The organism is Phytohabitans rumicis, from assembly GCF_011764445.1.
Classification (GTDB): Bacteria; Actinomycetota; Actinomycetes; order Mycobacteriales; family Micromonosporaceae; genus Phytohabitans; species Phytohabitans rumicis.
Genome location: NZ_BLPG01000001.1, coordinates 5762035 through 5785816, shown reverse-complemented (window position 1 = coordinate 5785816; position 23782 = coordinate 5762035). Strand labels below are relative to the sequence as shown.

Here is a 23782-nt window from a genome sequence, read left to right as displayed (position 1 = left end):
GCGCATGCGCCGCCGCCTCTTCGCCGTCGCCGCCGTGGCCGCCGCCGCGGTCGCCGGCGTCGTGCCCGCCGTTGCCCAGGTCGCCCAGCCGACCGTGGTGTCCGCCGACCCGGTCGACTGGTCCCCGCACGTGCTCGACGGCACCGTGCACGCGATCACCGTGGTCGGCGACACCGTCGTGGTCGGCGGGGACTTCTCCGTCGTGGCCAACAACCGTGGCTTCCGCTACCGGCGCGACTACCTCTTCGCCTTCGACGCCCGCACCGGCGCCCTCCGCTCCTTCGCGCCCTACCTGGACGGTCCCGTCTACGCGCTCGCCCCGGGCGCCGACGGCACCGTCTACGCCGGCGGCGCGTTCCGTTCCGTGAACGGGGCCGCGCAGCGCGGCCTGGCCCGCCTCTCGCTGGGCAACGGCGCGCGGACGCCGGGCTTTTCGGCCAGCGTCAACTGGGGCGACGTCCGGGCCTTGGCCGCCGCCGGCCGATGGCTTTACGCCGGGGGTACGTTCAGCGCCGTCAACCGGGTGCCCCGGGCGGCTCTCGCCCGCCTCGACGCCGGCACTGGCGCGGTGGACGCCGGCTTCGACGCCCGCCTCGCCGCAGCCGAGGCCACCCGGCCCAAGGTCGAAGACTTCGCCCTCACCCCGGACGGCCGCCGGCTCGTGGTGGCTGGCGCGATCAGCCACGTCGCGGGCGTACCCCGGGCCCAGCTCGTGCTCCTCGACACCGGCGGACCGCACGCGGTCGTCGCGAACTGGTACACCGACGCCTACCGCCCGACCTGCAACGGCACCTACGACACCTACCTGCGCGCGGTCGACTTCGCCCCCGACGGGTCGTACTTCGTGGTGGTGACCACCGGAAACGGCTCCGGGCCGACGCAGATGTGCGACACGGCGGCACGCTTTTCGACCGCCGGCGCGGGGCGGCACGCCCCGGCCTGGGTCAACCACACCGGCGGCAACACCCTGCTCGCAGTCGCGGTGACCGGCAGCGCGGTGTACGTCGGCGGCCACCAACAGTGGCTGGACAACCCGCACGGCAACAAGTCGGCCGGCCCGGGAGCGGTCGAGCGGCCGGGCATCGGGGCGATCGACCCGCGTACCGGAAAGGCGCTGGCCTGGAATCCGACCCGCAGTCGGGGGGTGGGCGTGCGCGCCTTCCTCGCCACCGCCAGCGGCCTGTGGGTGGGGTCGGACACCGAACGCCTGGGCGGCGAGTACCACGGCCGCCTAGGAATGTTCCCTCTATAGAAGGGCTCCTTCGTCGTGGAGCCAGTCCACGAAGGAGGTGGCGACCGCCGCGCCGCAGTCGAGCAGCTCCACGACCAGCGCGTCGTGCGCGCCGGAGCTCAGCGGCACCTGCAGCTCGGCGTAGATCGGCAACATGCCGCGCTCGGTCGGGTCACCCACGTACGCCTTGCAGAAGCGCCGGGTGTGGTTCCACTCGTTGACCACGCGATAGGCCCGATCCGCCCAGTCCGGCGGCACGGTGGAGTGGGGGCGGGCCCGCATGACCAGGATCTCGTCGTCGGGGCCCTCCAGCGTGAAGAGCACCGCGTGCCGCTCCCACATGGCCAGCAGGCTCCCGTCGCCGTCGGCGAGGTAGCGCACATCCAGCAGGTCCAGGGCGTCGCCGATGCGGCGCAGCGTGACCGGGGCGACCTTGACGGGGATATCGTCGTCCAAAGTGGACACATCGCCCGCGCTGCTCACCTGCTCGCCTTCGCGCTGCGACGGCACGTTTACGCGGCGTACCGTACTGCGCTGTACGCCGCGGATACCGCTTCCGGTCTCCGGCTCTCCGCCACCGGTGTGACCCGGGCGCCATTGCCACCACGGCATCGCTTGTGCACCTCACTCCCCAGCGGATCCACTTGCCTACGTTGCGTTGGACCCGACGCACGACGGTACCCGGACAGCCGGGCTACGGCATCCCCCAACCACCCCACCAAACCAGAAAGATGATTCGCCATCAACTCTTCGTACGAGCCACGGCTGGTCGTACCGCGAATTGACTCACGGGAAGTAGCCACGCAACGCCATATGGTGCGGCCAATCCGACCCATCGGCCGACCGTTTGTACGCGCACCGTTTCACCCTCAGCCTGGTCCGAACGGCCCAGGAACCCCATCCGTGCGACGCCTTGGACGAGCCGTTGCGGCACCTCCACGCGCATGCCACCGGTGGTGACCACGATCGCGACGTGATCCAGCAGGGCGTCGCGCACCGCTCGCTCGCCCACCGGCCGGCCGCCGACGCCGTGCTCGCTGGCGGCCCGCAGGGTGCCCGCGGCCGCCGCCGCGATGCGGCGCAGGTCCGTCGCGGGCAGGCTCTCCACGACCCGGGCCCCGGCCGGCGGCAACGGCCACCGCCACCCCTGGTCGCGCCGCTCCGGCAGCGCGTCGCCGCCCCGGCCGATCTCGGCCAGCAGGTCCGCGGCGGACACGGTCGCGTCGTCCGGTCCGGCACCCGCGACGGTACGGCTTGCGAGCACCGCCCACGGCAGCCTCGCCCAGAGCGCGGTGCGGTCGTCGGCCACCCGCTTCAGCCGTACCACCGCGTGCGGGTCGAGCCGGGTGAGTCGGGCCAGGAAGGCGCCGGCGTCCTGGGTGTCGAACATCACGCGTACCCGCTCAGGAAGCTCCGCTCCGCGTCGCTGAGCCGGCGAGGGCGCTGCTCACGCAGGTTGTACGGGGCGCACACCGACCGGGCCCGGCTGGCCACCGCGTCGCCGTCGAACAGCTCGTACGCCACCGTGAACCGGGCCGCCCGGATGTCCTCGATCCACGACTCGATCCGTACCGGGTCTCCGTAGTCGATCGGACGCAGGTAGTCGATCTCGTGACGGGCGATGATCACGCCCTCTTCCAGAGAGGTGATCCCGACCTCCCGGGCGGCGAGGAACATCATCGCCACCCGGGCCTCCTCGTAAAGCGTGAGGAACCGCGCGTTGTTGACATGTCCGTACGCATCCATGTCGGACCATCGCAACGCGCAGTGGTAGATAAAGCGGTCAGTCACGTGTCAGCTTGCGGTAGGTGACCCGGTGCGGCCGGGCAGCTTCCGCGCCGAGCCGGTCGATCTTGTTCTTCTCGTACGCCTCGAAGTTGCCCTCGAACCAGAACCACTTCGACGGGTTCTCGTCGTCGCCCTCCCAGGCCAGGATGTGCGTGGCCACCCGGTCCAGGAACATCCGGTCGTGGGAGATGACCACCGCACAGCCGGGGAACTCCAGCAGCGCGTTCTCCAGGCTGGACAGCGTCTCCACGTCCAGGTCGTTGGTCGGCTCGTCGAGCAGGATCACGTTGCCGCCGATCTTCAGCGTCAGCGCGAGGTTGAGCCGGTTGCGCTCGCCGCCGGAGAGCACCTTGGTCGGCTTCTGCTGGTCTGGACCCTTGAAGCCGAACGCCGCCACGTACGCCCGGGACGGCATCTCGACCTTGCCCACCATCAGGTGGTCGAGCCCGTCGGAGACGAGCTCCCAGACGGTCTTGTCACCGGACAGACCCTCCCGGTTCTGGTCCACATAGGACAACTTGACCGTCTCGCCGACCTTCACCGTGCCGTCGTCGGGCTGCTCCATCCCCACGATCGTCTTGAAGAGGGTGGTCTTTCCCACACCGTTCGGGCCGATGATGCCGACGATGCCGTTGCGCGGCAGCGAGAACGACAGATCGCCGATCAGCACCCGGTCGTCGAACCCCTTGACCAGGTGCTGCGCCTCGATCACCGTGTTGCCCAGGCGCGGGCCCGGCGGGATCTGGATCTCCTCGAAGTCGAGCTTGCGGGTCTTCTCCGCCTCGGTGGCCATCTCCTCGTACCGGTCCAGGCGGGCCCGCGACTTGGTCTGCCGGGCCTTGGCGTTCGAGCGCACCCAGTCCAGTTCCTCGGAGAGGCGCTTCTTCATCTTGGCGTCCTTGCGCCCCTCGACGGAGAGGCGGAGGGCCTTCTTCTCCAGGTACGTCGAGTAGTTGCCCTCGTACCCGATCGCCCGGCCGCGGTCCAGCTCCAGGATCCAGCCGGCCACGTTGTCCAGGAAGTACCGGTCGTGGGTGATCGCCAGCACCGTGCCGGCGTACTTGGCGAGGTGCTGCTCCAGCCACTGCACGCTCTCCGCGTCCAGGTGGTTGGTGGGCTCGTCGAGCAGCAGCAGGTCCGGCGCCTCCAGCAGCAGCTTGCAGAGCGCGACCCGGCGCCGCTCACCACCGGAGAGCAGGGTCACGTCGGCGTCCGGCGCCGGGCAGCGCAGCGCGTCCATCGCCAGCTCCAGCTTGGAGTCGATGTCCCACGCGTCGGCGTGGTCGAGCTCCTCCTGGAGCTTGCCCATCTCCTCCATCAGCTCGTCGGAGTAGTCGGTGGCCATCTGCTCGGCGATCTTGTTGAACCGCTCCAGCTGGGCCTTGGTCTCCGCGACCGCCTCTTCGATGTTGCCGAGCACGGTCTTCGCTTCGTTGAGCCTCGGCTCCTGCGCCAGCAGACCGACGGTGTACCCGGGCATGAGCCGGGCCTCCCCGTTGCTGGGCCGGTCGAGCCCCGCCATGATCTTGAGCAGGCTGGACTTGCCGGCGCCGTTCGGGCCGACCACACCGATCTTGGCGCCCGGCAGGAAGCTCAGCGTCACGTTGTCCAGCACGACCTTGTCGCCGTGCGCCTTGCGCGCCTTTTCCAGGACGTAGATGAACTGGGCCACGGTGCGGCCTACCTCCAATGGGTCTTGCTGTCTTTGTTCCGGCGAACGCCACCGTCAATCCTGACAGGTCCAACACCCACCCCGCACATCCCCCCGCTCCCCCTCCCGCCGCCCGCGCCGCGGCCTCGCCGCCGCCTCGCCCGTCGATCAAGAACAAACGGTCGTGCTTTGATCTCCAAACCACGGCCACATGCCCTTGATCCGCGCGAAAGTCCTTGATCGACAGAGCTGGGCGGGGCCGGTTGGCGGACGCCGCGTGGCACCCACCTCATGAGCGTGACGACTGACCAAGATCCGCTCTAAGCACTCAAAGCCACAACCCAGTGGGGCGATATGCCGCAGCCAACTTGGTAGATCTTGGTAGCTAACCGTCGCCAGAGCGACGGTAATTTACCAAGATCTATGTGATCGCTACGTCCCAAGAGGGGACCCCTCTTGGGACGCGCGGCGTGAGCAGGGGTCCCCTTTGCCCGTCCAGAGAGGTATAGGGGGCACCCTTCTCACGGCGCGACGCCCAATAGGGGTCCCCTACTGGGGCGTAACGCCACGCACAAAGAGACACGCACGGACCAAGGAGCGGCGGGTGCTCAGCCGGCGCCTAGGAGGTAGCCGATGCTGGCGCCGATGAGGGCCAGCAGGATGGCGGTGACGATCACCTGGACGCGGACGCTGGGGGGCCATCGCACCCCGCCAGGATCTCACCACCCTTGAATGTCTCGCTACGACTCCACCGCGGGCTGGGTCTCCGTCGAGCCCTTGGGCGGTTGGATGATCAGCTCGTCGGGCGACACGCGGTACTCGGTCGTGGTCCCGCCGGCCGAGTTGCGGGCGCGGTAGCCGTAGTCGGTCTGCTCGACATCGGTGAGGAAGAGGGCGTTCTCCTTGTCGACGAGCTCCTCACCGGGCTGCCCGGCGTGGCCCTGGTAGAAGAGGGTCCCGTCCGCGTCGGCGCAGATCCACACCTCGGACAGGGCGGTACGCAGGTACAGCACCTGGGTCAGCTCGCGGCCGGCCAACTCCTCCGTGGAAGCCGGGCAACGCGCCGCAGGGGTGGACGAAGGGGATGGAGAGTACGAAGGCGATGAAGGTGACGAACGTGGGGGCGACGAGTCGCCGGTCATGGCGAGGATGAAGCCCACCGACCCGCCGATCACCGCGAGGAGGACGAGGGCGATCAGCAGCGGCCCGACGATGCGGGGACGGGCTTGTGACGGGTCGGACACGGTTCCAGCCTCCCACGACGCGGCAACGAAACTCCGGACAAGTAGGCTCTGCCTGGGACCCGTTGACACCGGAGGTGTACGGAGCGTGACGGTTCGAAGTTCGTTCGTCGTTGTCGCCAACCGCCTACCTGTCGACGAGGTGATCACACCAGAGGGGCGCCAGTGGCGGCGCAGCCCCGGTGGTCTGGTTACCGCGCTCCACCCGGTACTCGCCCAGCACAAGGGCACCTGGGTCGGCTGGGCGGGTGGCGTCGGCGAGGCGCCCGAGCCCTTTGACCTGGAAGGCATCCGGCTGCACCCGGTGGCGCTGAGCGCGGAGGAGCTGGAGCGGTACTACGAGGGCCAGTCCAACGCCACGATCTGGCCGCTCTACCACGACGCTGTCGAGACGCCGGTCTACAAGCGGCGCTGGCGCGAGGCGTACCGCATCGTGAATGCCCGCTTCGCCGAGGCGGCCGCGGAAGTGGCGGCGGACGGCGCGACGGTCTGGGTGCAGGACTACCAGCTGCAGCTGGTGCCGGCGATGCTCCGCGAGCTGCGCCCCGACCTGCGGATCGGGTTCTTCCTGCACATCCCGTTCCCGCCGATCGAGCTCTTCATGCAGATGCCGCTGCGCGCCGAGGTGCTGCGCGGGCTGCTCGGCGCCGACCTGGTCGGGTTCCAGCAGCGGCTCGCCGCGCAAAACTTCGTCCGGCTGGCGCGACACCTGCTCGGGCTGCGGTACGAGGGGCAGACGATCGAGGTGGACGGCCGGCGGGTCAAGGCCGGCGCGTTCCCGATCTCGATCGACGTGGCCGAGATGGAGCGGATGGCGGCCGACCCGATGGTGCAGGCCCGGGCCAAGCAGATCCGGGCCGAGCTGGGCGACCCGAAGACGGTGGTGCTGGGCGTCGACCGGCTCGACTACACCAAGGGCATCGAGCGGCGGCTCAAGGCGTTCCGGGAGCTGCTGGCGGACGGCAAGCTGAGCGTGCCGGAGGCGGTCATGGTGCAGGTGGCGACGCCGAGCCGGGAGCGGGTCGAGCACTACCAGGCGCTGCGGGTGAAGGTGGAGCGCGAGGTCGGCCGGATCAACGGGGAGTTCGGGCGGGTGGGCGTGCCCGCTGTGCACTACCTGCACCAGTCGTACAGCCGGAGCGAGCTGGCCGCGCTCTACTGCGCCTCGGACGTGATGATGGTGACCCCGCTGCGCGACGGCATGAACCTGGTCGCCAAGGAGTACGTGGCGTCGCGCTCGGACACCGGCGGCTCGCTGGTGCTCAGCGAGTTCGCCGGGGCCGCGGCCGAGATGCGCCAGGCGTTCCTGTGCAACCCGCACGACCCGGAGGGGCTCAAGGACGCGCTCCTGCGGGCCGCCCACGTCGACAGCGTGGAGGCGCGCCGCCGGATGCGCATCATGCAGCGCCATCTGCGTACCCATGACGTCGGCCACTGGGCTCGCTCATTCCTCAACGAATTGGGCGTGCCTGAGGCACAGTGAGCCTCATGGTCCTCGACCTTGACCACCGCACGGTCGGCGAGATCGACCCGGATCTGCGTTCCGCCATCGGCCGCATCGCCCGGGTGCCGAACCTGCTGATCGCGTGCGACTACGACGGCACGCTCGCGCCGTTCGTCGTCGACCCGACGAAGGCCGTGCCCCTGCCGGAGGCGGTGGCGGCGATCCGCGCGCTCGCCGCGCTGCCGCAGACCACGGTCGCGGTGGTCTCCGGCCGCGCACTGCGTGACCTGGCCGCGCTGTCCCGGCTGCCCTCCGAGGTGCATCTGGTCGGCAGCCACGGGTCCGAGTTCGACATCGGCTTCGTGGAGCGCCTGGCGCCCGAGCTGGTCGAGGTCCGCACGCGGCTGCAGACCGCGGTCCGCGAGATCGTCAAGGGCCAGGCCGGGGTACGTCTGGAGGCGAAGCCGGCGAGCGTGGCGGTGCACTACCGGGCGGCCGAGGCCGACGTCGCCGAGCGGGTCGTCGACGCGCTCCGCACCGGGCCGGCGGTCTGGCCCGAGGTGACCGTCACCAACGGCCGGCAGGTCATGGAGCTGTCCGTGCTGCCCACCAACAAGGGCGCCGCGATCGACCAGCTGCGTACCCAGATGTCGGCGAGCGCGGCGCTGGTGATCGGCGACGACATCACCGACGAGGAGGCGTTCGCCCGGCTGCACGGCCCCGACGTGGGCGTCAAGATCGGGCCGGGCGGGACGGCGGCGGCATACCGCGTCGCCGAGCCGATCGAGGCCGCCCGGATGCTGGCCCTGCTCCTGCAGATCCGGCGCACCTGGCTCTTCGGCGAGCGGGCCGTCCCGATCGAGCGGCACTCGATGCTGGCCAACCGCCGTACCGTCGCGCTGCTCACCCCCGAGGCGAAGGTGACCTGGCTGTGCCACCCGCGGGCGGACTCGGCGGCGCTCTTCGCCGACCTGCTGGGCGGCAACCCGGCCGGGCACTTCACCGTCGCCCCGGACAAGGGTGGCATCCCGCTGGGGCAGCGCTACCGGTCCGGCACGATGACGGTGGAGACGCGCTGGTCCGGGCTCACCGTCACGGACTGGCTGGCCACGCCGGAGAAGGACGGCGACTCCACCCTCGTACGCGTGCTGTCCGGGCACGGCCGGGTGCGGCTGGAGTTCGCCCCGCGACCGGAGTTCGGGCAGGTGGGGGTGCGGTTGCAGCATCTCGGCGACGGCTTGCTCGTGCTGGGCTCCAACGAGCCGGTCTCGCTCTACGCGCCCGGCGTGGACTGGGACGTGACGACCGACGGCAACTACGACACCGCTCGGGCGGTGTTCGACCTGTCCACAGCCGACGGGCCCTTGGCGCTGGAACTGCGGTTCGGGTCGCAAAGCCTGGCGCGGCACGCCGTACCCGTGCGGGAACGCCAAGAGGCGGCCGAGCAGCCGTGGCGGGAGTGGGCGGCCGGCCTGCGGCTGCCGTCGGTGGCCCGCGACCTGGTGCTGCGCTCGGCGCTGACGCTGCGCGGGCTGTGCAACGACGTCACCGGCGGCATCCTCGCGGCCGCGACCACCTCGCTGCCCGAGGAGGTCGGCGGGGTACGCAACTGGGACTACCGGTACTGCTGGCTGCGCGACGCCGCGATGACCGCCCGCGCGCTGGTCGACCTGGGCTCGATCGACGAGGCCGAGGCGTTCCTGCGCTGGGTGGACGGCTGCGTCGAGCGCACCGGCGGCCACCCGGAACGGCTGCACCCGCTCTACACCGTGGAGGGATACGAGCTGGGCGCCGAGGCGGTCATCGAGACGCTGCCCGGGTGGGCCGGCTCCCGCCCGGTACGCGTCGGCAACCTCGCCAACCACCAGCTCCAGCTCGACGTGTTCGGGCCGGTGGCAGACCTGCTCGCCGCGGTGGCCGACGTCCGCGGCTCGGTGCGCCCGGACGAGTGGCGGGTGCTGGAGGCGATGGTCCAAGCCGTCGAACGGCGCTGGCACGAGCCCGACCACGGGCTGTGGGAGGCGCGCCTGCCACCCCGGCACCACGTGTACTCCAAGGTCATGTGCTGGATGACCGTCGACCGGGCGCTTCAGGTGCTGCGCACCCACGGCGCCGGCCGGCACGCCCGACCCGACTGGGTGGAGCTGCGCGAACGGATCGGCCACAACGTCCTGGAGCACGGCTGGCACGACGGCGCCGGCGCGTACACGGTGGCGTACGGGGACGACGAGATGGACGCCTCCAGCCTGTGGATCGGCCTGTCCGGGCTGCTGCCGGACGACGACCCGCGCTTCCTGGCCACCGTGCTCAAGGTCGAGGCCGACCTGCGCAGCGGCCCGGTCGTCTACCGGTACCGCTGGGACGACGGCCTGCCGGGGCGGGAGGGCGGCTTCCACGTGTGCACGGCGTGGCTGATCGAGGCGTACCTGCGCACCGGCCGGCGCGGCGACGCCGAGGAGCTCTTCCAGCAGATGCTGGACACGGCGGGCCCGACCGGCCTGCTGCCCGAGCAGTACGACCCGCTGGCCGAGCGCGGCCTGGGCAACCATCCCCAGGCGTACTCCCACCTGGGCCTGATCCGCTGCGCCCTCCTCCTGGACTCCTAACCCGGGAGTATGCCGACGACCTCGCCGACGACGACGATCGCGGGGGTCGGAAAGTGGCCGCGTCGTCGGCAACAGAGCCCAACGTGGTGCGGACCACGCGCTGGGCGCCCGTCGTGCCCTCCTGGACCACCGCGGCCGGCGTGTCCGGGGCTCGGCCGTGCGCCAGCAGGGTCGCGGCGATCTTCGGCAGGTTCTTCAGGCCCATCAGTACGACGAGCGTGCCCCGCATCCGGGCCAGCGCCGGCCAGTCGACCAGCGACGTCGGGTCGTCCGGCGCGACGTGCCCGCTGACCACGGTGAACTCGTGCGCCACGCCGCGGTGCGTCACCGGGATGCCGGCCACCGCGGGCGCCGCGATCGAGCTGCTCACCCCTGGTACGACGGTCACCGGCACGCCCGCCTCGGCGCACGCGATGGCCTCCTCGCCGCCGCGCCCGAAGACGTACGGGTCGCCGCCCTTGAGCCGTACGACCTTGAGGCCGGCGCTGGCCCGCTCCACGAGGATCCGGTTGATCTCCTCCTGCGCCTTCGCCGGCCCGTACGGGATCTTCGACGCGTCCACCAGCTCGACCTCGGGGCGTAGCTCGTCCAGCAGCAGCCCGGGCACCAGCCGGTCGGCGACCACCACGTCGGCCTCGGCCAGCAGCCGCCGCCCCTTGATCGTGATCAGCTCGGGGTCGCCGGGCCCGGCGCCGACCAGGACGACCCGGCCGCCGCTGACCACCTCGCCGGCCGGCGCCGCCGCGCCGGTGAATTCAGGCGTCGCGCAGCCCGGCAGCGTCCCGTCCAGCAGCCCTTCCCGGATCGCGTCCCGGATCACCACCGCCCGAGGCGGGTCGCCCCCGGCCGTGACGGCGACCGTCACCGGCCCGTGCCGGGTCACCGCGGGCGTCCACGCCGTGGCCGCGTGCCGGTCGTCGGCACGTACGCAGAAGACCCGCCGTTCCAGGGCGGCCGCGCTGACCGCGGCGGCCGCGAACGGGTCGTTCACCGCCACCTGGACCAGCCATGCACCGTCTACATCGGACGCCTCGAAGCGCCGCTCCGCCCAGTGCACCCGGCCGGCGTCGACCAGGGCGCGCAGGGCCGGCGTGAGATGAGGGCTGACCAGCACCACCCGGGCGCCCGCATCCAGCAGCGCGGGCACCCGCCGGCTGGCGACCGCGCCGCCGCCGACCACCAGCACCCGGCGCCCCTCCAGGCGCAACGCGAGCGGATACAGGTTCATTTTTCGGATACCCCTGCCGAGTCGAACGTCGCCACCTCGTGCAGCACGCGCACCGCGCTCGCCACGATCGGCAGCGCCAGCACCGCCCCGGTGCCCTCGCCGAGCCGCATGCCCAGGTCGATGAGGGGTTCCAGGCCGAGGTGGGCGAGCGCCACCGTCGCGCCCGGCTCGGCCGAGCGGTGGCCGGCCACCATCGCGCCGACCGCGTCGGGCGCGAGCGCCGCCGCGGCGAGCGCCGCCGACGCCGCGATCACCCCATCGAGGATCACGGGTACGCGCCGGGAGGCCCCGCCGAGGATGAAGCCGGCGATCGCGGCGTGCTCCAGGCCGCCCACCGCGGCGAGCACACCGACCGGGTCGGCGGGGTCGAGCGTGTGGTGGGCCAGCGCCGCGCGCACCACGGCCACCTTGCGGGCGTACGTGTAGTCGTCGATGCCCGTGCCGCGGCCGGTGACCGCCTCGGGCTCCGCCCCGGTGAACGCCGCGATCAAGGCGGCCGCGGGCGTCGTGTTGGCGATGCCCATGTCGCCGGTGAGCAGCGCCCGCGCGCCCTCGTCCACCAGCCGGAACGCGACCCGCGCGCCGGCCTCCAGCGCGGCGGACACCTCGTCGCGGGTGAGCGCCGGCTCGGTGGTCATGTCCCGGGTACCGGCACGCACCTTCGCCGCGATCAGTCCCGGCCCCTCGCCCAGGTCTTCCAAGACGCCCACGTCGACCACGGTCACCGACGCGCCGACCTGCCGGGCGAACGCGTTGACGACCGCCCCGCCGGACAGGAAGTTCGCCACCATCTGACCGGTGACCTCCTGCGGCCACGGCGTGACCCCCTGGGCGTGCACGCCGTGGTCGCCCGCGAACACGGCGACCGCCGCCGGCTCAGGCAACGGCGGCGGGCACTGCCCGGCGAGGCCCGCGAGGCGTACCGAGAGCTCCTCCAGCGCGCCCAACGAGCCCGCGGGCTTGGTCAGCCGCGCGTGCAGCGCCCGGGCGGCGGACATCGCGCCCTCGTCCAGCGGACCAATGCCGTCGATCATCACGCCTCCACTATCTTCGCCAGGGTCGCCACAAAACCGTCGGTGGTGGCAGTGTCTCGCACCGCGATACGCAGCCAGTCGGCGCCCAGCCCTGGGAACGTGTCGCCGCGCCGCACCGCGTACCCCTGCTCACGCAAGGCCAGCCGGACGCGGACCGCGTCCTTCAAGCGGACCAGGACGAACGAGCTGGCCGGTCGTCCCGCGACCGCGACGCCGGGCAGGCCGCGCAGCGCGGCCACCAGGTGGTCGCGGTCGGCGGCCAGCCGCGCGGCGATCTCGCGCTCCGCGGCCACGGCGACCGGGCTCGCGCACGCGGCCGCCGCGGCGAGCGCCGGCGTCGAGACGGCCCACAGCGGTTGTACGGCGGACAGCCGCGCCAGCAGGTCGGGCGCGCCCAGCAGGTAGCCGATGCGCAGTCCCGCCAGGCCCCACGTCTTGGTGAGGCTGCGCACGACGACGAGCCCGGGCAGGTCACGGCGCCCGGCCAGCGACTCGGCCTCGCCGGTCGTGTCCGCGAACGCCTCGTCGACCACCAGCACCCGGCCGGTACGCGCGAGCGCCGCGACCTGCGCGGCCGGGTGCAGGACGGACGTGGGATTGGTGGGGTTGCCGATGACGACGAGGTCGGCGTCGTCCGGGACCAGCGCCGGGTCCAGCGCGAAGCCCTGCGACTCCGGCAGGATCACGCGCGTGACGTCCACGCCGGCGTTGCGCAGCGCCAACTCCGGCTCGGTGAACTGCGGATGCACGACGACCGCGCGGTGCGCCCCGCGCAACGCCTGGGCGAGCAGCACGAACCCTTGCGCCGCACCGGCGGTGAGCAGCACCTCGTCGGCCGGGCGGCCATGCCGGGCGGCCACCGCGGCGCGCGCCGGACCAGGATCGGGGTACGCCGCGAGGTCGGCGAGCGTGGCCGTGATCGGCTCGGCGAGCCACGGCGGCATGGGTGCCTGGCGCACGTTGACCGCGAGGTCGACGAGCCCGGCCCCAACTTCCGCGTCACCATGAAAACCGAGATCCACGCGATCAATCATCTAGCAAAGGAGGCCGGCAAGTTTTGGCGCTTTAGATCATCTCATTTCGTCCTTTGTCCTACCTTTGTCTAGTGATGACGCGCGTACTCTCCGCAACCAGTCGACTCGCGCCCCTCCTCCGCGCCGGCCTCATCGCCGGCGTCATCGTCGCCGGGGTGTCATATCCCATCGCCGCGGTGGGTGGGCTGGGCGCGAAGGCGACCGCCGACCTGGTGGGCAAGGTGCCGTCGGTGCTCGACGTGCAGCCGCCGGCCCAGACCACCTACGTGTACGCGGCGGACGGCAAGACGCTCATCACGATGTTCTACGAGGAACATCGCAAGTACACGCCGATCGACGAGATGTCGCCGAACATCCAGCAGGCCATCATCGCCTCCGAGGACTCGCGCTTCTACCAGCACAACGGCGTGGACGCCAAGGGCATCGCGCGCGCGTTCGTGGCCAACCACCAGGGCGGCGAGGTGCAGCAGGGCGCGTCCACGCTGACCATGCAGTACGTGCGCATGGCGCTGCGGGACAGCGCCCGCACGCCGCTTGAGGTGCAGGAGGCGACCGAGCAGACGAGCAAGCGGAAGGTCCGGGAGATGCGCATCTCGGTCGAGCTGGAGAAGAAGCTCACCAAGAAGGAGATCCTGGAGCGCTACCTCAACTCGGCGTACTTCGGGCACCGGGCGTACGGCATCTTCGCCGCCGCGCAGGTCTTCTTCTCCAAGGCGCCCAAGGACCTCACGATCGTCGAGGCGGCCACGCTCGCCGGCCTGGTCAAGGCGCCGTCCGCGTACGACCCGGCGAGCAAGGACAAGCGGGCCGCCACGGAGCGCCGCAACTACGTCATCGACCGGATGGTCGACCTGCGCTACGTCACGCCCGCCAACGCCGCGAAGGCAAAGGCCGAACCGATCAAGCTCCGCCTCACCACCCCGGCCAACGACTGCATCTCCGTGCCGTCCCGGTACAACAACTGGGGCTTCTTCTGCGACTTCTTCAAGACCTGGTGGAACGAGCAGAAGGCGTTCGGCGGCAACCCGCAGGAACGCGAGGACCGGCTCCGCCGCGGCGGCTACCGCATCGTCACCTCGCTCGACCCCAAGGTGCAGTCGATCGCGCAGCGGCACATCGCCGAGAAGGAGGGCAAGCGCAGCCGGTTCGCGCTCGGCCTGGTGGCGATCCAGCCCGGCACCGGCCTGCTCAAGGCGATGGCGGTCAACCGGACGTACTCGCTGGACCAGAAGGGCAACGGCTCGCACTCCGACCCGTACAAGAACGGCCGGAAGAAGGGTAACTACCCGAACACCGTCAACCCGCTGCTCGGCGGCGGCGACATGCCCGGCTACCAGGCCGGATCGACGTTCAAGATGTTCACGATGCTGGCCGCGCTGGACGCCGGGATGCCGATGTCGACGTCCTTCTACGCCCCGCAGCGGTACGTGTCGCAGTACCTGGCCGGACCGGGCGAACCGGGCAGCTGCGGCAGCCGATGGTGCCCGGTCAACGCCAGCGGCTCGATGACCGGCCGGCACGCCATGTGGTCCGGCTTCGGCAAGTCGGTCAACACCTACTTCGTCCAGCTCGAGCAGAAGGTGGGCGCCGACAAGGCGGTCCGCATGGCCGAGCGGCTGGGCCTGCGCTGGCGCACCGACATCGACCGGCTCCAGGCGTCGCCGAAGAAGGCCAAGGGCTGGGGCGCCTTCACCCTCGGCGTGTCCGACGTGACGCCGCTGGAGATGGCCGGCGCGTACGCCACGGTCGCCGCCGACGGCAAGTACTGCGAGCCGCTGCCGGTGCTGTCCATCGCGCTGCCGGACGGCTCCCAGGCCCAGTACAACGGCACCGACGTGGCGCGGTCGCGCTGCAAGCAGGCGGTCACCCCGGCCGTCGCCCGCGCCGCCGCCGACGCCGCGCGCTGCGTCACCGGGTACGGGGCGGCACGCGGCTCCTGCGGCGGCTGGTCCACCGCGCCCGGCGTGTACGGCATCGTGAACCGTCCGGTGGCCGGCAAGACGGGCACCACGGACAGCACCCGGGCCGCCTGGTTCGTCGGGTTCACGCCCGACCTGGCCGCGGCCAGCTTCATCGCCGACCCGGACTACCCGAAGAACGCGGTAGGCGACTGGCAGTCCCTCAAGCCCATCAACTCCGTCGCCGAAACCCTGAGAGACGCGTTGCGCGGTCAGCCAAAGCGCACCTTCACCCCACCCCCCGCTCCATCCTCCGCTAACAGTGCCCCTCTCCCCGCCCTGCCCCCTTGCCGTCGATCAAGGGCATATGGTCGTGCTTTGATCTCCAAACCACGACCGTTTGCCCTTGATCGACGCCGAATCCCTTGACCGGCGGGGCGGGTAAGGCGTGGGGGTTGAGCTCCAGTAGGGGTCCCCTATTGGTGGCCGCGACGTGAGTAGGGCGCCCCCATACCCGCGCCGAGCTGTACAGGGGCGCCCCACTCACGGCCGGGTCCCCAGGAGGGGACCCCTACTCACGGGTCCCACGCTGCTCGGGTGGCGCCGCGCTCTCCGGGGTAGGCGACGTCGGGGGACATTGCCCTCGACCGCTACCCGAACCCGGGACCCACTCAAGCCCGGCGCGACGGGCAGGCGAGGGGCGGCGCGCCGCAGCGCCACTTGCCGCGCCGATCAAGGCTTTCCCCGCCGATCAAGGGCATACGGTCGTGGATCGGAGATCAAAGCACGACCATATGCCCTTGATCGACGAGCGAGCCCTTGATCGACGACGCGCGGCGAAGCACGAGCACGACCAAGCGCGGCGAAGCGCGGGCGGGGTTAGCTGACGTCGGCCCGGACCAGGGACCAGACCTCCAGGTCGACGCGACCGCTGTGGACGTGGCCGGCGTTGCGTAGCAGCCCTTCGTACGTGAAGCCGGCCTTCTCGGCCACCCGCCGGGACGCCGTGTTGCCGGGCGCCACCCGCAGCTCGACCCGCTGGAAGTCGTGCTCCAGCAGCAGCGCGATCGCCAGCGCGTCAACCGCCTCGGCGGCCACCCCGAAGCCGCGGGTGTCGGCCGCGATCGCGTACGCCACCTCGGTCACCCGGCCCACCCAGTCGGTGCGCTTGGTCCACAGGCAGCCGATCAGCCGGTCGTCCTCCCGCCGTACGACGGCGTAGTGGTCGCCGTTGCCGCTGTCCCGCCGCTCCTGGGCCATCTCGGTGCACCACGCGCCGCCCTCGATCTGCCCGTACTCCTTCGGAAAGGGCAGCCAGCGCTGGGTCTGCTTGTCCACGAAGATCTCGGTGACCGCCTTGGCGTCGCCGAACTCCGCCGGACGTACGTGCACGCGCGGCGTCGACACGGTCAACGACGGAAACCGCCGCACCGCAACGTGTCCGCTCATCGGCTCGCGCCTCCCCTGGACCTAACCCCAAAAGGGCAGCCCTGTTGTCGTGTGGCGCGGTATACGGGAGCCCTTTTCAGAGTTCCGACCCAAAAGGGCTGCCCTTTTGGGAAGAGGGCAGGGTGCGAGCTCACGCGTTCACCTCGCCGGTGGGGCTGTTTGACGTCGCGTCGGCCGGTACCGGGGGCGCGGCGGGCGAGACCGGTGCGGGTGGCGGTGCCGGGGCGGCGGGCGGGCGGCGGCGGCCACCAGGCGGTGGGCGATCTCCGGGGCGCCGGCCCAGTGCAGCATGAGCTGGGACGCGTGCACCCGCCGGGACACGAAGCCCTCCGGCGAGCTGCCGCCCCAGGTCCACGCGGGCGACTGCCCGGCCCGCGGGTTGACCACGCCGCGGTGCTGCTTGTAGCCGACCATCCGGGTGCCGAGCTGCGCCACCGGCGTCGAGGCCCGGGCGGTCGCCTCGCGGTACCCCACGATCATCTGGTCGGTGGTCATGCCGGTGGCGTCGATCACGCCGCACATGGGCCGGCCGTCGTACTCGCGGGCCAGCCACAGCAGGCCCGCCCCCTCGGCGATCACCGGCTTGCCGGCCAGGGCGAGCGCGGCCACCTCCGTACACAGTCGACGGTTGGCGGACAGCTCCTCGGCGAACGACTCGGGCAGCCCACCGCCCACCACCAGGGCGTCCGTGTTTTCCGGGAGCTGTTCGTCGCGGAGGGGGTCGATCGGCACCACCAGGGCGCGCGCCGCCGTAAGAAGTTCAGCCGTCTCCGCGTACGAATAAGAGGTGGTCGGACCGCCGGCGAGGGCGACGACCGGACGGCGGCCGACCGCCACGGCGGGGGTTTCTCCGCGCGCGGACCAGGGCTCGACCGCGAGTTGGGGTGCGGAGCGCGCCAGCGCGAGCAGGCGTTCCATGTCGACGGCGCCGGCGATGCCCTCGCCCAGGCGGCGCACGCCGCGGGCGGCCTCGACGCTGCGGTGTACGACGGGCACCACGCCGTCGTGCCGCGAGGGCAGGGCGGCGGGCAGGTCGCGGCGGCGCAGCGCACCGAAGACGGGCACGCCGATGTCGTCGAGCGCCTCGCGCAGGAGCTGCTCGTGGCGTTCGGAGGCGACCCTGTTCAGGATCACGCCGCCGAGCCACAGCATCTCGTCGTACGCGCGGAAGCCGTGCACCACCGCGGCGACCGACTGGCCCATCGCGCCCACGTCGACGACCAGGATGACCGGTGCGCGCAGCGCGCTGGCGACGCCGGCGGTGGAGTGCGTGTCGGCGCGGCCGGTGAGGCTGTCGAACAGGCCCATCGTGCCCTCGACGACCGCGATGTCGGCGCCGTTCGCGCCGTGGACGAAGAGCGGCGCGACGCGCGGCGCGCCGACCAGCCGGGGGTCGAGGTTGCGGCCGGGGCGTCCGGCGGCCAGGCCCAGGTACGCGGCGTCGGTGTGGTCCGGGCCGATCTTGAAGCCGGCGGCGCGCATATTGCGCGCGGCGAACGCGGAGAGGAGGCCGACGGCCACGGCGGTCTTGCCGTGCCCGGACGACGGCGCGCTCACCACCAAGCGCGGTACAGCGGTCATCGTCGGCTCCTCCCACTTACGGCCGGGCACTAGCGTAGTGCCTGAGATCACACGGGTAGCCTCGTGCTGTGTACCGGTTCCTGCTCACCCCCCGCTGGCTGGCCTTCGCCGCCCTCATCGGCGTGGCGGCCACGGTGATGGTGCTGCTGGGTAACTGGCAGTTGCACCGGTACGAGCAGCGCAGCGCGGTCAACCACCGCATCGACGCGGCGACCGGCGGTACGGCGGCGCCGCTGCCGGCGACACCGCCGCAGGCATGGACCCGGGTCACCGCCACCGGCCGCTACGACACCGCGAACGAGATCCTGGTACGTGGCCGCACGGTCGACGGCAAGGTCGGCTTCGAGGTGGTGACCCCGCTGGTCCGGGCGGACGGCTCGGCGGTGCTGGTCGACCGGGGCTGGGTGCCGCCGGCGCCGGGCGGGGCGGTCGCGACGCCACAGGTGCCGGCCGCGCCCACGGGCGAGGTGACCGTGGTCGGCCGGGTGCACGAGTCGGAGAGCCGGCCGGACTCGGTGATCCGGCGCGCGGGCCGCATCGAGGTACGCCGGATCGGCATCGCCCGGCTCGCCGAGGAGCTGCCCTACCCGCTGTACGGCGCGTACCTGCTCGCCGAGGACCCGGCAGCGGGCCTGACCGCGATACCGATCGAGCACGAGAACTCCTGGCAGAACGCCGGGTACGTGGTGCAGTGGTGGCTGTTCGCCGCGCTGGCGGTGGCCGGGTTCGGCTGGGTGGCGTACCGGGAGGCGCACCCTAAGGACGAGCGGGACCGGGCATTAGTGTGATGGCATGTCTGACACGGTCGTCGCGCTCATCGGCGAGATCGCGGTAACCCCGACGACCGTGCGTACGCCCGCCGGCGAGATCCCGCTCGCGCAGTCGAGCTGGCAGGTGTCGGACTACTGGCAGACCGAGCAGAAGACGCCGACCTGGGCGATCGTGGCGGCGATCCTGGGCTTCTGCGTGCTGACCGTGTTCAGCCTGTTCTTCCTGCTGGTGAAGCAGACGGTCTACCGGGGCACGGTGCAGGTGACGGTGACCAACGGCCCCCGGCAGTACGTCGCCCGGATCCCGGTGACCGCCGAGGCGCAGGTGCTGCAGATCCACCAGCAGGTCAACTACGTGCGTTCCCTAGCGGCCCTCTGATCGGAAACTCCGCGGGCGGCACCGCCCTGCCGAAGTGCCAGCCCTGCGCCGTGTCGCAGCCCAACTCGCGGAGCGCGTCCGCCTGTCCGGACGTCTCCACGCCCTCGGCGATCACGGTGAGCTTCAGCTTGTGGGCGAGCCCGATGACCGCCGACAGGATCTCCTGGTCGACCTGGTCGGGCCCGCCCGGCGAACGCAGCCCGGACATGAACCTTCCGGCCAGCTTCAGCGCGTGCACCGGCAGGTCGCGCAGGTACGCCAGGTTGCTGTAGCCGGTGCCGAAGTCGTCGATCGCGATGCGTACGCCCAGGTCGGCGAGTGCGTGCAGGGTGCGCAGCGGCTGCCCGGCGCTGCCCATCACGGAACTCTCGGTCACTTCCAGCTGCAGCGCGCTCGGCTCGAGTTCCGTCTCGGCGAGCACCTCCTTGACCGCGTCGACGAACCCGGCGTCCCGCACCTGGCGGACGGCGATGTTGACGCTGATCAGCAGCTGCTGGTCGGGGTGCGTGCCACGCCAGATCCGGGCCTGCCGGCACGCCTGCGTCAGCACCCATCGGCCCAGCTGCCCGATCGCCCCGGTCTCCTCGGCCAGCTCGATGAAGTCGTTGGGGCCGACCACCCCGAGGTCCGGATGGCGCCACCGGACCAGCGCCTCGGTGCCGGTGAGCACGCCGTCATCGAGGCGCACCAACGGTTGGTACTCCACAAAAAACTCGCCCCGGGCCAGCGCCTCGGGCAGCTGGCCGGACAGCTGGTACCGGCTGACGTCGGAGGCGTGCCGCTCGGCGTCGAAGACCGCACACCGGTCCCGCCCGTCGGCCTTGGCCCAGTAGAGCGTGGTGTCGGCGGCCTTCATCAGCTCGGCCGTGTCGGTGCCGCCCACCGGCCGGTCCACCACGCCCACGCTCGCCGAGACGTTGAGCACGTGCCCGCCGAGGTGCACCGGCTCCCGTACCGCGGCGAGGGCGTCCTCAGCGACCTCCACCAGGGCGGCGGTGCCGCTCACCCGCTCGACGAGCACCACGAACTCGTCGCCGCCCATCCGGGCCACCAGGCGCGGGGCGAGCCGGAACGCGAGCCGGCTGGCCACCGTACACAGCAGCTGGTCGCCCACGTCGTGGCCCAGCGTGTCGTTGATGGCCTTGAATCCGTCGAGGTCCAGGTAGCAGACGCCGACCCGGGCGTCCGTGTCGGCGCTGTCCAGCGCGGCGCCCAGCCGCTCGAAGAAGAGCGTGCGGTTGGGCAGGTCGGTGAGCGGGTCGTGCAGGGCCTGGTGGCGCAGCTGGGACTGGAGGTGGCGGCGCTCGGTGACATCTTCGACCATGGCGACCGTGTAACGCGGGGCGCCGTCCTTGCCCCGGATCACCGAGAACACCAGGTCGGCCCAGATCTGGCCGCCGTCCCGCCGGCGGTACGACTTCTCCACCCGGAAGTGATCGCCGCGCCTCAGCCCGGCCAGGTCGAGGAGGTCGTTGGCCGGCGTGTCCAGGAACTCGTCGCGGGTGTAGCCGAACATCTCACACAGCGCCCGGTTGACCTCCAGCAGGCGGCCGTCGAGGGCGGCGATGCCGATGCCGATCGCGGCCTCCGAGAACACCGCCTGGAAGCGCGCCTCGCTGGCCCAGCGCGCCTCGTCGGCTTCGAGCCGGGCCGCCATCGCCGCCGCGTAGATGTCCTCCTGCTCGGCGAGGGTGCGCTCGCGCAGCGCCTGGGCGTACCCGGCGGCCAGCGCCCCCTGCAGGAACCCGAGCCGCGGGCCGCGACCCAGCTCCTCGGCGTACGGCCCGAGGTGCTCGCCGAGCACGACCAGGGTGCGGTCGAGCGACGTGGGCTGGGTGAAGTGCGCCGCGACCAGCGCGCCGCCGATCTCGTGGGCGACCCGGCCGTCGGGCTCGTCGGCGGTCAGCGCGTCGAGAAAGCGCCCGGCCGGCCCGGTCAGGTGCACGGCCAGCTCCGGTGTCGTCATCGACACGAAGCTGGTCCAGGCGATGGCCCGGGCCCAGTGATGGGCGAGCTGCTCGGCGGAGAGCACGGGCGCCTTTCGGGCAGGCGGGCACATTTAGCCATCAGCATAGGTGCAAAACACCGTTGCGTGGAACTTTCACGTTCTGTTATGGAGGGCCCGCACAGCGTCGATCGTGTCGGCCTCGGCGGCCGTCTTGTCGTCGCGGTAACGCAGCACCCGCGCGAACCGCAGCGCCACCCCGCCCGGGTAGCGCGGGCTCGCCTGCACCCCGTCGAACGCGACCTCGACCACCTGCTCCGGTCGTACGTGGACCACCCAGTCGCCCTTGGCATCATGCTGGCGCTGGTCCTCGCGTCGCGTACCCGCGACGCCAGGACCAGCGCCCGGAGAACCGATTGCCAGCTCCAGGAAGCGTTCGGTCTGCCAGCGCAGCAGCTCGTCGGTGAGCCCCTTGAACGTCTTGCCCAGCATCACGAACCCGCCGGTCTCCGGGTCGCGGGCGCCCAGGTGCAGGTTGGACAGCCAGCCCTTGCGCCGGCCGTGTCCCCACTCGACGGCCAGCACCACCAGGTCGAGCGTGTGCCGCGGCTTGACCTTGACCCAGGCCGCGCCGCGCCGGCCCACGTCGTACGCGGCGTCCGGGGACTTCACCACCACGCCCTCCTGGCCCGCGGCCAGCGCGGCGGCGAACGCCTCCGCCGCCTGCGCCGGCGTCGTCACCGTGGTGCGGCCGACCAGCAACGGCGCCGGCACCGCCCCAGCCAGCGCGGCCCAGCGCTCCCGGCCGGGCGCGTCCAGCAGATCCGCGCCGTCGAGGTGCAGCACATCGAAGAAGTACGGCGAGAGCACGGTCACCGGGGCGCCGCGGGTGGCCGCCCGGCTGGCCGTCTCCTGAAACGGTCGCGGCCGGCCCGACGCGTCCAGCGCCATGGCCTCGCCGTCGAGCACGATCTCGCGGGACGGCAGCCCCCGCACGGCGGCCACCACCTCGGGCAGCCGCGCGGTGATGTCGTCGAGGCTGCGGGTGAACACGGCCACCTCGTCGCCCGACCGGTGCACCTGGATGCGGATGCCGTCGAGCTTGACGTCGACCACGGCCGGCACCCCGGTCGCGGCCAGCGCGTCGTCGACGCTGGCGGCACTCTGCGCCAGCATCGGCGCCAGCGGCCGCCCGACCCGCAGCGTGAACTCGCCCAGCGCCGCCGCGCCCCCGGTCAGGGCGGCCTCCGCCACGGACTTCAGGTCGCCGGCGAGCAGCAGCGCCCGCCGCACGAGCGTGACAGGCACCTCGCCGGCCCGCGCGATCGCGTCGACCAGCAGCCCGGCCTGCGCACCCTGGCGCAGCTCGCCGCCGAAGAGCGCGACGAGGATGCGCTGCTCGTCCATGGTGGCGGCGCCGAAGAGCGCGCCGACCAGGTCGCGCCGGCGGGCCTGGGAACCGGCGCCGCCGACCCGGGAGATCTCCTCGATGGCCCGGTCGACGCCCGCCACGGTCAGCGTCGGCTCGGCGGCCGGGGGCGGCGCGTCGCGCAGCGTCGCCCAGCCCACCCCGGTCTGCCGCTGCCGCAGCTCACCGGCCAGGTAGGCCGACCCGGCCAGGATCTCGTCCGGCTCCAGCCGCCGGAGGGCGTCGGCGAGCAACTCCACCTTCGCCTTCCGGCTGGCGGTGGCCGCGACCGCGGCCGACACGGCCGCGACATCCACGAATCGCACCCCGCCATCCTCCCCCGCGGGTACGACGCTTTCCCCCGCGCGCCTTCCGCGCCCGCGCCCCCGCTCCGCGCCCCCGGCGCGCCCCCTTTCCGCGTCGATCAAGGGCATATGGCCGTGCTTTGATCTCCGATCCACGACCTTTTGCCCTTGATCGACGCGAAAGTCCTTGATCGAACACGCGGTGTCCGCCGGAAAGCTGATGACGCTCCGCGTTCTGGATAAGTATCGTCCAGGATCGTGAGGATGAACGAGGGCGTGGAGTGGGCGCTGCACAGCTGCCTCAACCTGTCGTGGGTCGAGCCCGACCGGGCCGTGACCGCAGCGAAGCTGGCCGCCTTCTACAACCTGCCCACCGCCTACCTCAACAAGCAGCTCCAGGCGCTGGCCCGGGCCGGCATCCTCTCCTCCACCTCCGGCCCGAAGGGCGGCTTCCGGCTGGCCCGGGCACTCGACGCGATCACCCTGCTCGACGTGGTCATCGCCATCGAGGGCGCGGACGAGGCGTTCCGCTGCACCGAGATCCTCAAGGACGGCCCCGGCGGCGACCCCACCGTGGACTACCGGGAGACCTGCGTGCTGTCCCAGGCCATGCGCAGCGCGGACCTGGCCTGGCGGCGGGAGCTGGCGGCGCGGACCATCGCGGACATCAGGGCCACCGTCGAGGCACGCTTCCCCGGTACGCCGGAGCGCACCCGCGACGCGCTGGTGCCATAGACGATCTGTTCGATCAAGGCTTTCTGCGTCGATCAAGGACGAATGGTCGTGGAAG

The 23782-nt window shown here is 71.8% G+C and carries 17 protein-coding genes and 2 pseudogenes; 7 read left to right on the top strand and 12 right to left on the bottom strand.

Annotated elements, in window-relative coordinates; genetic code table 11:
- Positions 1–4: 4 nt before the first annotated feature.
- Positions 5–1252 carry a PKD domain containing protein gene (locus Prum_RS26315; protein WP_173078924.1) on the top strand — a complete coding sequence of 416 codons (1248 nt, stop codon included), beginning with the start codon at positions 5–7 and terminating at the stop codon, positions 1250–1252.
- Here Prum_RS26315 and Prum_RS26310 read toward each other — a convergent pair.
- The 5 genes from Prum_RS26310 to Prum_RS26290 all read right to left on the bottom strand — a co-directional run bounded on the left by Prum_RS26310 (position 1247) and on the right by Prum_RS26290 (position 5914).
- The gene (locus Prum_RS26310; protein WP_173078923.1) at positions 1247–1843 is read right to left on the bottom strand and encodes a type III secretion system chaperone family protein; all 597 of its coding nucleotides are present in this window, start codon (positions 1841–1843) and stop codon (positions 1247–1249) included. The genes Prum_RS26315 and Prum_RS26310 overlap by 6 nt on opposite strands.
- A gap of 130 nt (positions 1844–1973) precedes the next feature.
- A complete protein-coding gene (locus tag Prum_RS26305; protein WP_173078922.1) occupies positions 1974–2621 on the bottom strand; it encodes a DUF8185 domain-containing protein in 648 nt (215 codons plus the stop codon).
- Positions 2621–3022: an acyl-CoA thioesterase gene (locus Prum_RS26300; protein WP_173078921.1), complete on the bottom strand. Its 402-nt coding sequence runs from the start codon at positions 3020–3022 to the stop codon at positions 2621–2623. Before Prum_RS26300 ends, Prum_RS26305 begins: the two co-directional genes overlap by 1 nt.
- A complete protein-coding gene (gene ettA / locus Prum_RS26295) occupies positions 3015–4691 on the bottom strand; it encodes an energy-dependent translational throttle protein EttA (protein ID WP_173078920.1) in 1677 nt (558 codons plus the stop codon). Before ettA ends, Prum_RS26300 begins: the two co-directional genes overlap by 8 nt.
- A gap of 719 nt (positions 4692–5410) precedes the next feature.
- Positions 5411–5914 carry a hypothetical protein gene (locus Prum_RS26290; protein ID WP_173078919.1) on the bottom strand — a complete coding sequence of 168 codons (504 nt, stop codon included), beginning with the start codon at positions 5912–5914 and terminating at the stop codon, positions 5411–5413.
- 85 nt (positions 5915–5999) lie between these two features.
- Here Prum_RS26290 and Prum_RS26285 point away from each other — a divergent pair, with 85 nt between their 5' ends.
- Together Prum_RS26285 and otsB are read left to right on the top strand one after the other, a co-directional pair.
- Positions 6000–7394, top strand: a complete 1395-nt coding sequence (locus Prum_RS26285; protein WP_173078918.1) for an alpha,alpha-trehalose-phosphate synthase (UDP-forming) — start codon at positions 6000–6002, stop codon at positions 7392–7394.
- 5 nt (positions 7395–7399) lie between these two features.
- The gene (gene otsB, locus Prum_RS26280; protein ID WP_173078917.1) at positions 7400–9961 is read left to right on the top strand and encodes a trehalose-phosphatase; all 2562 of its coding nucleotides are present in this window, start codon (positions 7400–7402) and stop codon (positions 9959–9961) included.
- Here the strand turns inward: otsB and cobA are convergent.
- From cobA to cobC, 3 genes and pseudogenes are all read right to left on the bottom strand, one after another.
- Positions 9958–11189: pseudogene (gene cobA, locus Prum_RS48850) on the bottom strand (uroporphyrinogen-III C-methyltransferase). The gene otsB and the pseudogene cobA sit on opposite strands and share 4 nt — an antisense overlap.
- Positions 11186–12223: a nicotinate-nucleotide--dimethylbenzimidazole phosphoribosyltransferase gene (gene cobT / locus Prum_RS26275; protein ID WP_173078916.1), complete on the bottom strand. Its 1038-nt coding sequence runs from the start codon at positions 12221–12223 to the stop codon at positions 11186–11188. Before cobT ends, cobA begins: the two are co-directional and overlap by 4 nt.
- Positions 12223–13245 carry an Rv2231c family histidinol phosphate aminotransferase CobC gene (gene cobC, locus Prum_RS26270; RefSeq protein ID WP_246278105.1) on the bottom strand — a complete coding sequence of 341 codons (1023 nt, stop codon included), beginning with the start codon at positions 13243–13245 and terminating at the stop codon, positions 12223–12225. Before cobC ends, cobT begins: the two co-directional genes overlap by 1 nt.
- 83 nt (positions 13246–13328) lie before the next feature.
- Here cobC and Prum_RS26265 point away from each other — a divergent pair.
- Positions 13329–15455, top strand: a pseudogene (locus Prum_RS26265) (transglycosylase domain-containing protein); the annotation flags it as partial.
- Between the two features lie 579 nt (positions 15456–16034).
- Here Prum_RS26265 and Prum_RS26260 read toward each other — a convergent pair.
- The gene (locus Prum_RS26260; protein ID WP_173078913.1) at positions 16035–16604 is read right to left on the bottom strand and encodes a GNAT family N-acetyltransferase; all 570 of its coding nucleotides are present in this window, start codon (positions 16602–16604) and stop codon (positions 16035–16037) included.
- 138 nt (positions 16605–16742) lie between these two features.
- Complete coding sequence (locus Prum_RS26255) at positions 16743–18185, bottom strand: cobyrinic acid a,c-diamide synthase CobB (protein ID WP_173078912.1); 1443 nt, start codon at positions 18183–18185, stop codon at positions 16743–16745.
- 68 nt (positions 18186–18253) lie between these two features.
- On the opposite strand from Prum_RS26255, the gene Prum_RS26250 reads away from it, so the two are divergent.
- Both Prum_RS26250 and Prum_RS26245 read left to right on the top strand, forming a co-directional pair.
- The gene (locus Prum_RS26250) at positions 18254–18973 is read left to right on the top strand and encodes an SURF1 family cytochrome oxidase biogenesis protein (protein WP_173078911.1); all 720 of its coding nucleotides are present in this window, start codon (positions 18254–18256) and stop codon (positions 18971–18973) included.
- Between the two features lie 4 nt (positions 18974–18977).
- Positions 18978–19334: a hypothetical protein gene (locus Prum_RS26245; protein ID WP_173078910.1), complete on the top strand. Its 357-nt coding sequence runs from the start codon at positions 18978–18980 to the stop codon at positions 19332–19334.
- On the opposite strand, the gene Prum_RS26240 is transcribed toward Prum_RS26245, so the two are convergent.
- Together Prum_RS26240 and Prum_RS26235 are read right to left on the bottom strand one after the other, a co-directional pair.
- Entirely contained in the window at positions 19303–21393 is a 2091-nt protein-coding gene (locus Prum_RS26240; protein WP_173078909.1) for a putative bifunctional diguanylate cyclase/phosphodiesterase, read from the bottom strand. The genes Prum_RS26245 and Prum_RS26240 overlap by 32 nt on opposite strands.
- Before the next feature lie 42 nt (positions 21394–21435).
- A complete protein-coding gene (locus Prum_RS26235; RefSeq protein ID WP_173078908.1) occupies positions 21436–23013 on the bottom strand; it encodes an ATP-dependent DNA ligase in 1578 nt (525 codons plus the stop codon).
- Positions 23014–23256: 243 nt separating this feature from the next.
- On the opposite strand from Prum_RS26235, the gene Prum_RS26230 reads away from it, so the two are divergent.
- Entirely contained in the window at positions 23257–23727 is a 471-nt protein-coding gene (locus Prum_RS26230; RefSeq protein ID WP_173084165.1) for an RrF2 family transcriptional regulator, read from the top strand.
- Positions 23728–23782: the final 55 nt, after the last annotated feature.

What these genes read in the sequence shown, in the direction of transcription:
- Prum_RS26240 (WP_173078909.1), bottom strand. Translation starts at nt 21,393, where the DNA reads ATGTGCCCGCCTGCCCGAAAGGCGCCCGTGCTCTCCGCCGAGCAGCTC.
- cobT (WP_173078916.1), bottom strand. Translation starts at nt 12,223, where the DNA reads ATGATCGACGGCATTGGTCCGCTGGACGAGGGCGCGATGTCCGCCGCC.
- Prum_RS26305 (WP_173078922.1), bottom strand. Translation starts at nt 2,621, where the DNA reads ATGTTCGACACCCAGGACGCCGGCGCCTTCCTGGCCCGACTCACCCGG.
- Prum_RS26245 (WP_173078910.1), top strand. Translation starts at nt 18,978, where the DNA reads ATGTCTGACACGGTCGTCGCGCTCATCGGCGAGATCGCGGTAACCCCG.
- otsB (WP_173078917.1), top strand. Translation starts at nt 7,400, where the DNA reads ATGGTCCTCGACCTTGACCACCGCACGGTCGGCGAGATCGACCCGGAT.
- Prum_RS26260 (WP_173078913.1), bottom strand. Translation starts at nt 16,604, where the DNA reads ATGAGCGGACACGTTGCGGTGCGGCGGTTTCCGTCGTTGACCGTGTCG.
- Prum_RS26230 (WP_173084165.1), top strand. Translation starts at nt 23,257, where the DNA reads ATGAACGAGGGCGTGGAGTGGGCGCTGCACAGCTGCCTCAACCTGTCG.
- Prum_RS26310 (WP_173078923.1), bottom strand. Translation starts at nt 1,843, where the DNA reads ATGCCGTGGTGGCAATGGCGCCCGGGTCACACCGGTGGCGGAGAGCCG.
- Prum_RS26255 (WP_173078912.1), bottom strand. Translation starts at nt 18,185, where the DNA reads ATGACCGCTGTACCGCGCTTGGTGGTGAGCGCGCCGTCGTCCGGGCAC.
- Prum_RS26315 (WP_173078924.1), top strand. Translation starts at nt 5, where the DNA reads ATGCGCCGCCGCCTCTTCGCCGTCGCCGCCGTGGCCGCCGCCGCGGTC.